9 protein-coding genes and 2 tRNA genes are annotated in these 9,156 nt (G+C 70.1%); 4 read left to right on the forward strand and 7 right to left on the reverse strand.

Translation table 11 applies throughout. From position 1 onward, the window contains the following. Positions 1 to 62 precede the first annotated feature (62 nt). The 3 genes from LPN01_RS09995 to LPN01_RS10005 all read right to left on the reverse strand — a co-directional run bounded on the left by LPN01_RS09995 (position 63) and on the right by LPN01_RS10005 (position 756). Positions 63 to 509, reverse strand: coding sequence for a hypothetical protein (locus LPN01_RS09995; RefSeq protein ID WP_262828248.1), 447 nt, complete (start codon positions 507 to 509; stop codon positions 63 to 65). 32 nt (positions 510 to 541) lie between these two features. After that, positions 542 to 618: transfer RNA gene (locus LPN01_RS10000), tRNA-Arg, on the reverse strand. Positions 619 to 679: 61 nt separating this feature from the next. After that, a tRNA-Pro gene (locus LPN01_RS10005) sits at positions 680 to 756 on the reverse strand. 144 nt (positions 757 to 900) lie between these two features. On the opposite strand from LPN01_RS10005, the gene pnuC reads away from it, so the two are divergent. From pnuC to lepA, 3 genes are read left to right on the forward strand one after another with little or no spacing between them, the layout of a single operon-like run. Next, positions 901 to 1,473, forward strand: coding sequence for a nicotinamide riboside transporter PnuC (gene pnuC, locus LPN01_RS10010; protein WP_262828249.1), 573 nt, complete (start codon positions 901 to 903; stop codon positions 1,471 to 1,473). After that, a complete protein-coding gene (locus tag LPN01_RS10015) occupies positions 1,470 to 1,997 on the forward strand; it encodes an AAA family ATPase (RefSeq protein WP_262828251.1) in 528 nt (175 codons plus the stop codon). Before pnuC ends, LPN01_RS10015 begins: the two co-directional genes overlap by 4 nt. A 49-nt stretch (positions 1,998 to 2,046) precedes the next feature. Continuing rightward, positions 2,047 to 3,867 (forward strand): translation elongation factor 4, encoded by a 1,821-nt coding sequence (lepA, locus tag LPN01_RS10020; protein ID WP_262828252.1) that lies wholly within the window; start codon positions 2,047 to 2,049, stop codon positions 3,865 to 3,867. Between the two features lie 39 nt (positions 3,868 to 3,906). Here lepA and LPN01_RS10025 read toward each other — a convergent pair whose 3' ends face one another. From LPN01_RS10025 to LPN01_RS10040, 4 genes are all read right to left on the reverse strand, one after another. Further along, the gene (locus tag LPN01_RS10025) at positions 3,907 to 4,365 is read right to left on the reverse strand and encodes a hypothetical protein (protein WP_262828253.1); all 459 of its coding nucleotides are present in this window, start codon (positions 4,363 to 4,365) and stop codon (positions 3,907 to 3,909) included. Between the two features lie 60 nt (positions 4,366 to 4,425). Beyond that, positions 4,426 to 4,881 (reverse strand): YaiI/YqxD family protein, encoded by a 456-nt coding sequence (locus tag LPN01_RS10030; protein ID WP_262828254.1) that lies wholly within the window; start codon positions 4,879 to 4,881, stop codon positions 4,426 to 4,428. After that, entirely contained in the window at positions 4,881 to 6,623 is a 1,743-nt protein-coding gene (locus LPN01_RS10035) for a DEAD/DEAH box helicase (RefSeq protein ID WP_262828255.1), read from the reverse strand. Before LPN01_RS10035 ends, LPN01_RS10030 begins: the two co-directional genes overlap by 1 nt. A gap of 280 nt (positions 6,624 to 6,903) precedes the next feature. Beyond that, entirely contained in the window at positions 6,904 to 8,082 is a 1,179-nt protein-coding gene (locus LPN01_RS10040; protein ID WP_262828256.1) for an NAD(P)/FAD-dependent oxidoreductase, read from the reverse strand. A gap of 75 nt (positions 8,083 to 8,157) precedes the next feature. On the opposite strand from LPN01_RS10040, the gene LPN01_RS10045 reads away from it, so the two are divergent. Beyond that, complete coding sequence (locus LPN01_RS10045) at positions 8,158 to 8,988, forward strand: HpcH/HpaI aldolase/citrate lyase family protein (RefSeq protein WP_262828257.1); 831 nt, start codon at positions 8,158 to 8,160, stop codon at positions 8,986 to 8,988. The last annotated feature ends 168 nt before the right edge of the window (positions 8,989 to 9,156 follow it).

Genomic DNA, 9,156 nt, shown 5'->3' on the forward strand with positions numbered 1-9,156 from the left:
TCCCGCACGCCGGAGAGCGGGGCCGATCGCGCGGCCCGCCCTTCGCGATCGTCCGCCGGTGCTCAGTCGCCGGCGAGCGCGGCCTCGACCTCCGCCTCGGTGATGCCGAACGCGCCCGCGAGGCCCGCGATCGACGCCCCCCGCTGCGCCAGCGCGCGCATCCGCCCGACATCGACGATCGTCGCGTAACCACGCGTATCACGCTGTTCGCGCACGACGTCCTTGCGTCCCGAGCCGCGCCGTCGCCGTGCGGCGGCGGCATGCGGATCCCCCTGCGCCTGCCGTTCCTCGTCCTCGCGCCGCGCGAGCCGCGCCGCCTCGCGTGCGCGGATATCCGCGTCGCGATCGGCGGTGCGCGCTTGCAGGCGCCGTTCGGTGGCGGCGGCATGCTCGCGGGCCCGCGCCTCGCGCGCCTGCGCCCGCTCGGCCGCGCGCTGGTCGGGGCCGGCGTTGCTCCGGACGCGAAAGGACGGCGTCGTCGTGGGGGCGACGCCCCAGCTCTTGTCCACCAAAGCTGCGGCCCCGGTTACTCGTTGGAAAATGGCGCGCCCGGAACGATTCGAACGTCCGACCCTCAGATTCGTAGTCTGATGCTCTATCCAGCTGAGCTACGGGCGCTTGGGAGCGGTTCGGGCACCGCTCCTGGATACCAGGCAATCCGCCGCCGAAGCGATGGAAATGGTCGGGAAGAGAGGATTCGAACCTCCGGCCCCTGCCTCCCGAAGACAGTGCTCTACCAGGCTGAGCTACTCCCCGACGGAGTTCGGCCGACGGGTCCCTTTCGGGGCCGACCGTGCTTGGAGGCGCGCCTATAGCCACGCCCCGGAGGGGATGCAAGCACCGGAATCATGGGCTTGCGAAATCGCGTCGCAAGGCCCTAGGCACGATGCGGTGAGCATCATGCCTGCCTCTGTCGAAGCGGTCGCCGCCGGGCTCGTCGTCGTCAACGTCGCGCTGGTCGCGGGGCGGCATGTCTGGAACTACCCGGTCGCGCTGGTGGCGGTGACGCTCTATGCCTGGGTATTCGCGGATGCGCGGCTGTACAGCGACGCCTTGCTCCAGGGCTTCTTCTTCGCGGCCAACCTGTACGGCTGGGCCAATTGGGCGCGCAGCCGCGCGGAGGCGGGCGAGGTGGTCGTCGAGCGGCTCGATCCCGCGACGCGGCTGGCGTGGCTGGCGGGCGGCGCGGCGGGCTGTGCCGCCTGGGGCATGCTGATGCACCGCTATACCGATGCCTCCTATCCGTGGTGGGACGCGGGGATCGCGATCGCGTCCGCCACCGCGCAGGTGATGCAGGCGCGGCGGGCGATCGAAAGCTGGTGGGTGTGGATCGCGGTCAACCTCGCCAGCGTGCCGCTGTACGCCGCCAAGGGGCTGTGGTTCACCTGTGCGCTGTATGTCGTGCTGCTCGGCCTGTCGGTCTACGGCCTCGTCGGATGGCGACGTGCGGCGCTGCGCCCGGTGCCGGCATGACGCCGCCGCGCTCGATCTGCCTGCACGGTCCCGAGAGTACCGGCAAATCGACGATGGCGCCGCGGCTGGCGCAGCATTTCGGCGGCGTTCCCTGCGTCGCGGAATTCGGCCGCACCTATTGCGAGGCGTTCGGCACCGACCTGACGATGGCCGACCTGGTCGAGATCGGGAAGGGACACGACGCCAAGGTGCGCAGCGCGCTCGCCGAACGGCAGCGGCCCGTCATCCTCGATACCGATCCGCTGATGACGATGGTGTGGGCGGACATGATGTTCGGCCGCCGCGACCCGTGGTTCGCCACCTGGGACAATACGGCGGACCTGTACCTGCTGTTCGACATCGACCTGCCATGGATCGACGACGGCACCCGCATGTTCGGTGCCGAAGCCGCGAGGCGCCGCTTCTTCGACCTCAGCCGGGCGATCCTCGACGAGCGCGGCGTGCGCTGGGCGCTGGTGTCCGGACAGGGTTCGAAACGCTATCTGGACGCACTGCGCGCGATCGGCACGCTGTCTGCCGGCTGAGCGACGCGTCGCCTTTGGCAAGCCGCCATCTCCCTGCTAGGGGGCCGGCATGACTCCGCTTTCCACGATCCGTAACTTCTCCATCATCGCGCACATCGACCACGGCAAGTCGACGCTGGCCGACCGCCTGATCCAGCGGACGGGCGGGCTGACGGACCGCGAGATGTCGAGCCAGGTGCTCGACAACATGGATATCGAGAAGGAGCGCGGCATCACGATCAAGGCGCAGACGGTGCGCCTGTCCTATCCCGCGCGCGACGGCATCACCTACACGCTCAACCTGATGGATACGCCGGGGCACGTCGACTTCGCCTATGAGGTCAGCCGCAGCCTTGCCGCATGCGAGGGCGCGCTGCTGGTCGTCGACGCGGCACAGGGCGTCGAGGCGCAGACGCTCGCCAACGTCTATCAGTCGATCGAGCACGACCATGAGATCGTGCCCGTCATCAACAAGATCGACCTGCCCGCCGCCGAGCCGGAACAGGTGCGCAAGGAAATCGAGGACGTGATCGGCATCGACGCGTCGCAGGCGGTGCTCGCCTCCGCCAAGTCGGGAATCGGCATCGACGAGATCCTGGAAGCGATCGTCACCCGCATCCCGCCGCCCCGCGGCGACGAGACCGCGCCGCTGAAGGCGATGCTGGTCGACAGCTGGTATGACCCGTATCTGGGAGTCGTCATCCTCGTGCGCGTGATGGCAGGCGTGCTGCGCAAGGGCCAGCAGGTAAGCTTCATGCAGGCCGGCACGACGCACCTCGTCGATCGCGTCGGCTGCTTCCGCCCCAAGATCGAGCAGCTGACCGACCTGGGGCCGGGTGAGATCGGCTTCATCACCGCGCAGATCAAGGACGTCGCGCAGGCGCGCGTCGGCGACACGCTGACCGATACCAAGCGGCCCGCGGCGGAGGCGCTGCCGGGGTTCAAGGAGGTCCAGCCGGTCGTCTTCTGCGGGCTGTTCCCGGTCGATGCCAACGACTTCGAAAAGCTGCGCGAAAGCATCAGCAAGCTGCGCCTCAACGATGCGAGCTTCAGCTTCGAGATGGAGACGAGCGCCGCGCTGGGCTTCGGCTTCCGCTGCGGGTTCCTCGGGCTGCTGCATCTCGAGATCATCCAGGAGCGGCTGACGCGCGAATACGACCTCGACCTCATCACCACCGCGCCGTCGGTGGTGTACCAGATCGAGCTGACGCATCCCGATCCGGCGGGGATCACGCAGATCGACCTGCACAATCCCGCCGACATGCCCGACGTCAACAAGATCAAGACGATCAGCGAACCGTGGATCAATGCGACGATCTACGTCCCCGACGAATATCTCGGCAGCATCCTGAAGCTGTGCCAGGACCGGCGCGGCATCCAGAAGAACCTGACCTATGTCGGCGGGCGCGCGCAGGCGACGTACGAACTGCCGCTCAACGAGGTCGTGTTCGACTTCTACGACCGGCTGAAATCGCTGTCGAAGGGCTATGCCAGCTTCGATTACCAGCAGATCGGCTATCGCGAGGGCGACCTCGTCAAGATGAGCATCCTGGTCAACGAGGAGCCGGTCGACGCGCTGAGCATGATCGTCCATCGCGGCACCGCCGAGGTCCGCGGCCGCGGCATGGTCGAGCGTCTGAAGGAACTGATCCCGCGCCACCTGTTCAAGATCCCGATCCAGGCGGCGATCGGCGGCAAGGTGATCGCGCGCGAGACGATCAGCGCGATGCGCAAGGACGTGACCGCCAAATGTTACGGCGGCGATGCGAGCCGCAAGCGCAAGCTGCTCGACAAGCAGAAGAAGGGCAAGGCCAAGATGCGGGAGTACGGCTCGGTGAGCATTCCGCAGGAAGCCTTCATCGCCGCGCTCAGGATGGGCGACGAGGGCTGAACCGGGGCGGCGCGCGACCGGCGCGCGCCGCCAGCGGTATCACATGTAGTTCTGGGGGTTCGGCGTCGGCAGCTTGCAGGCGCGGCTATGCCCCTTCTTGCAGGCGCGGACCTGTTCGCGCCAGTCCGACATCGCCATCGCATAGGCGCGCTCGCGGTCGGCCTGGAGCGCGGCGTCGGATGCGATGACCTGTCGCCGGGTCCGCATCGCGGCGCGATAGCGGCGGACGTCGGCACGGTAGCGCGCGTCGTTGGCCGTGTTGACCGCGGCAGCGGCACCGCTCTGGAGTCTCGCCTGCGCGGCGACATCCTCGTTCGCGGCGGCGACGCCCGGTGCCGTCTGCGCGGCGATCGCGTCGCTGCGCGCGTTGCTGCTGTCCTGCGCGGTGGCATCGGGCAGCGGCGTGCTCGGCCGATCGGCGGGATTGGTCGCCTGCATCTGGGCGAGCGCGGGCGCGGCGACGAAGAGGGCGGCGCCGATCATGAGGGGACGGAACATCACGGTATCTCCATGCTGGATATGCCGCGACAATGGGCGAACCGCCGTCGTGGTTCCGGCTCAGCGCTGGAGGCGGGCGAGCGCGGTGTCGAGCGCTTGGAGGAACCGGCTGCGATCGGCAGGCGCGAACGCTTTCGGCCCGCCGATCTGGTCGCCACCTGCACGCAGGTCCGCCATAATCGCGCGCGTCGCGATCGCGCCGCCGATCGAGGCGGTGGTGAAGGCCTTGCCGGTCGGCGACAGGACGGTCGCGCCGGATTTTAGCGCGCGATCGGCGAGCAGGATGTCGGCGGTCACCACGACCGCCTGCGCGTCCGACCGCTCGGCGATCCAGTCGTCGGCGGCGTCGAAGCCGTCGCTCACCACGACGCGGGTGACGAGCGGGTGCGCCGGCACGCGGAAGTGGCTGTTGCTGACGATCGTCACGGGCACGCAGCGGCGCCACGCGACCTTGTAGATTTCGTCCTTCACCGGGCAGGCGTCCGCGTCGACGAGGATGCGGACGCCCGTCGTCATCAGCCGCGCGGCCCCTTGCGATAGGGCTTGGCCTGGTGACGGGCGGGTGCCGCGCCGGTGCGCGGACGGCCGGCATTGTCGCGCGGCGGGCGCGGGCCACGATCGCCGCCGCCGCTGCCGCCGGCTTCGCGCGGGTTGCCGGTGAAGGGCACGATCTGGAGGCTGCCCTCGTCGCTTTCCGGATTGGCGGTGCGCTGGACGCTGGCGAGGACGCGGTCTGCGACCGTGCGCGGCACCTCGAACAGCGTGTCGTTGGGATTGATCCGGATCGCCCCGATCTCCGCCTTGGTGATGTGGCCGCGGCGGCAGATCAGGGGCAGCAGCCAGCGCGGATCGGCGTTCTGGCGGCGACCGATGTCCATGCGGAACCACACCGTGTCGTCGAACCCCGGGCGGTGCCCCTGCGTCCGGTCGGTCTGGCCTGCGCCGGGTGCCGCGGAATCGAGCAGGTCCTCCGCCTGCGGCATCAGCGCGCGGTGCGCATGGACCAGCGCGGCGGCGATGTCCTCCGCCGACTTTTCGGCCATCAGGCGCGTGGCGAGCTCGCGATCCTCGTCATCGAATTCGATCGGCGCAAGCAGCGTGGTGATGAGCCGCTCGCGATCCTGCTTGCGGATGTCGTCGGCGCTGGGGGCGGGGATCCAGTCGCAGGCGATCTTGGCCTGCTTCAGCATCATGTCGACGCGGCGGCGGCGCGGGTAGGGCACGATCAGCACGGCCGTGCCCTTCTTGCCGGCGCGCCCCGTGCGGCCCGAACGGTGCTGGAGCGTTTCCGCATCGCGCGGCATCTCGACATGGACGACGAGGCTGAGCGAGGGCAGGTCGATGCCGCGCGCGGCGACGTCGGTCGCGACGCAGACGCGCGCACGCCGGTCGCGCAGCGCCTGGAGCGCGGAGTTGCGCTCGCTCTGGCTGTGCTCGCCCGACAGCGCCACCGCGGCGAAACCGCGCTCGACCAGGCTGGCGTGCAGGTGGCGGACGTTGTCGCGGGTCGCGCAGAACAGCATCGCCGTCTCCGCCTCGTGGAAGCGGAGCAGGTTGATGACGGCATGCTCGATGTCCGCGGGGGCGACGGTGACCGCCTGATAGGCGATGTCGCCATGGCCGCGATCCTCGCCCACGGTCGAGATGCGCAGCGCGTCGCGCTGGTAGCGCTTGGCGAGCGCGACGATCGGCCGCGGCATGGTGGCCGAGAACATCAGCGTGCGCCGTTCGGTCGGCGAGGCGTCGAGGATCCCCTCGAGGTCTTCGCGGAAGCCCATGTCGAGCATCTCGTCCGCCTCGTCGAGCACCGCGACGCGCAGCGCCGACAGGTCGAGCGCGCCGCGCTCGAGGTGGTCGCGCAGCCGGCCCGGCGTACCGACGACGATATGCGCGCCGTGGCTGAGCGAGCGGCGCTCCTTGCTGGCATCCATGCCGCCGACGCAGGTCGCGATGCGGGCATGCGCGCCCTTGTACAGCCACATCAGCTCGCGGCTGACCTGGAGCGCGAGTTCGCGGGTCGGCGCGATGATGAGCGCGAGCGGCAGGCCGGGGGGCGGCAGCGTGCCGTCCGCCATCAGCTCGCCCGCCATGGCGAGGCCGAAGGCGACGGTCTTGCCCGAACCGGTCTGGGCCGAGACGACGAGGTCGCGCCCCATCGCTTCGGGTTCGATCACCGAACCCTGGACGGCGGTGGGTGCGGTATAGCCGCGTGCGACGAGCGCTTCGGCGAGAAGCGGGGGCAAGGAGGAAAATGGCATTCGGGCAACCTAAATGGAAGCGGCGCCCCGACAGCATGGCGACGAGGCCAGAACTGGGGCGCGGCAGGGACAGTACGATCGCGATTTCAGAAAATCGCGGGCCAATGCGGGTGGCAGTCGGCGGGCATGTGGCGCTTGTCTCGCGCGCATCATGGCCGTTGCCATATCCCCTTGAAGACCCTGCACCGCCATTGATCGCGAAGCCGAGGCCGAGCGAGGCCGCGGGGCCCACATAGGCGAAAATGCTGCGATGCGCAACTCGGTGGGCTGGCTTGCCGTGTCAGAGCGCCTGCGCAGCCGCCCATCCGCTGGCCCAGGCCCATTGGAAATTGTACCCGCCCAGCCAGCCGGTGACGTCGACCGCCTCGCCGATCGCATGCAGTCCGGGGACGCGGCGCGCCTCCAGCGTCTGCGACGACAGGTCGGCGGTGCTGATGCCGCCGGCGGTCACTTCGGCCTTGGCGAATCCTTCGCTGCCGTTGGGGGTGAAGGGCCAGCCCGACAGTCGGCGGGCGGCCTCGTCGAGGCGGCGATCGGGAGTGTTGGCGAGGTCGCCGGTCAGCGCGAGGCGGTCGGCGAGCGCCTCGGCAAGGCGGTCGGGAAGGGTCGCGGCAAGCGCGCGGCGCGCGGTCGTGCGCGGGCTGGCGCGCTTGGCGGCGACCAGCCAGTCGGGCGTGGCGTCGGGGAGGAAATCGATCGCGATCGGTTCGCGCGCACGCCAATAGCTGGAGACTTGCAGGATCGCCGGACCGGACAGGCCGCGATGGGTGAACAGCGCCGCCTCGCGGAAGCGCGCCTTGCCCGCGCTCGCCACCACCTCCGCCGCGACGCCCGACAGCGTGCGGAACAGCGCCTCGTCGCCGCCCAGCGTCAGCGGAACGAGCGCGGGGCGGGGCTCGACCACCTTCAGTCCGAAGCGCCGCGCGATGTCGTAGGCGAATCCGGAGGCGCCGAGCTTCGGGATCGACGGGCCGCCGGTGGCGATCACCAGCTGAGGCGCGGCGACCGTGCGCCGCCCCAGCGTCAGCGTGAAGGCGGTGCCGTCGTGCCCGACCTCCCCGACCGGCGTGCCGAACGCGCGCTCGACGCGGCCGACCTCGCATTCGCCGAGCAGCATCGCGACGATCTGGCGCGCCGATCCGTCGCAGAACAGCTGGCCCAGCGTCTTTTCGTGCCACGCGATGCCGTGGCGTTCGACCAGCGCGACGAAGTCGGACGCGGTATAGCGGCCGAGCGCCGATTTTGCGAAATGCGGGTTGGCGGACAGATACCGGTCGGGCGCGGTGTGCAGGTTGGTGAAGTTGCAGCGGCCGCCGCCCGAGATGACGATCTTCCTGCCCGCTTCGTCGGCGTGATCGACGAGCAATATGCGCCGGCCGCGCTGGCCGGCGACGGCGGCGCACATCAGGCCGGCGGCACCGGCACCGAGGACGATCGCATCATAGGGGGCAGGGGACATGCGCGCCGCCCTAACCGCTCGGCCGGCGATTGTCTTCCGCCGTGGCCGCGCTACGACCATGGCATGGAGACGGGAATGAGACTGCGGTCGCTGCTGTTCGTGCCGGGCGATCGGCCCGAGCGATTCGCGAAGGCGGCGGCAAGCGGCGCGGATGCGGTGATCCTCGACCTCGAGGATTCGGTTGCGGCCGCGGGCAAGGCGGCGGCGCGCGAGGCGGTGGCACGCTGGCTGCGCGAACCGGCGACGGTGCCGCGGTTCGTGCGGGTCAATCCGCTGGGCAGCGACGGGCTCGCCGACGATCTGGTCGCGGCGCGGGGCGCCGGCGGCGTGATGCTGCCCAAGTCGGAATGCGCCGGGGACGTCGCGACGCTGGTCGCGGCGATGGGGGACGGCGCCGTGCCGGTGCTGCCGGTGGCGACCGAGACGCCGCTCGCGGTCTTCGGGCTCGGTGGCTATCGCGCGGTGGCGGACAGGCTGGCCGGGCTGACCTGGGGCGCGGAGGATCTGCCCGCCGCGATCGGCGCGTCGAGCGCGCGCGAGGCCGATGGGCGCTACACCGCACCGTACGAAATGGTGCGGACGCTGGCGCTGATGGGGGCGCATGCCGCCGGCGTCGCGGCGATCGAGACGGTCTATCCGGCGATCCGCGACCCGGGCGGGCTGGCGGCCTATGCGGCCCGCGGCGCGCGCGACGGCTTCACGGGCATGATGGCGATCCATCCCGCGCAGGTGGCGGTCATCAATGCGGCGTTTTCGCCGAGCGAGGCGGCGCTGGCGGACGCGCGTGCGGTGGTTGCGGCCTTTGCGGCCAATCCGGGGGCAGGGGCGTTGCAGCTCGACGGGCGGATGATCGACGCGCCGCACCTGAAACAGGCGCTCGCGCTGCTGACACGCGCGGGAGAATAGGGGGTCGGGCGAGGGGGCTCTCGGACCCGCGATGATCGCCGACGTCCGAGCCGGTGATTCCGCGGAGGGAGGGTCGAGCGCCAACATCGGCGCCAGGCGCGTTGCGGGCCCCGTCAGGCGCCTTTTTTGCTGCGCTGCCAAAAATCTGCAATTTCCGTATTGACGGTT

The organism is Sphingomonas sp. A2-49, assembly GCF_025548555.1.
In the GTDB taxonomy this organism is placed as follows: domain Bacteria; phylum Pseudomonadota; class Alphaproteobacteria; order Sphingomonadales; family Sphingomonadaceae; genus Sphingomonas.

Excerpts from the sequence above, each read along its gene's own strand:
- pnuC (WP_262828249.1), top strand. The coding sequence starts at position 901 with ATGCCTGCCTCTGTCGAAGCGGTCGCCGCCGGGCTCGTCGTCGTCAAC.
- LPN01_RS10015 (WP_262828251.1), top strand. The coding sequence starts at position 1,470 with ATGACGCCGCCGCGCTCGATCTGCCTGCACGGTCCCGAGAGTACCGGC.
- lepA (WP_262828252.1), top strand. The coding sequence starts at position 2,047 with ATGACTCCGCTTTCCACGATCCGTAACTTCTCCATCATCGCGCACATC.
- LPN01_RS10025 (WP_262828253.1), bottom strand. The coding sequence starts at position 4,365 with ATGTTCCGTCCCCTCATGATCGGCGCCGCCCTCTTCGTCGCCGCGCCC.
- LPN01_RS10030 (WP_262828254.1), bottom strand. The coding sequence starts at position 4,881 with ATGACGACGGGCGTCCGCATCCTCGTCGACGCGGACGCCTGCCCGGTG.
- LPN01_RS10035 (WP_262828255.1), bottom strand. The coding sequence starts at position 6,623 with ATGCCATTTTCCTCCTTGCCCCCGCTTCTCGCCGAAGCGCTCGTCGCA.
- LPN01_RS10040 (WP_262828256.1), bottom strand. The coding sequence starts at position 8,082 with ATGTCCCCTGCCCCCTATGATGCGATCGTCCTCGGTGCCGGTGCCGCC.
- LPN01_RS10045 (WP_262828257.1), top strand. The coding sequence starts at position 8,158 with ATGAGACTGCGGTCGCTGCTGTTCGTGCCGGGCGATCGGCCCGAGCGA.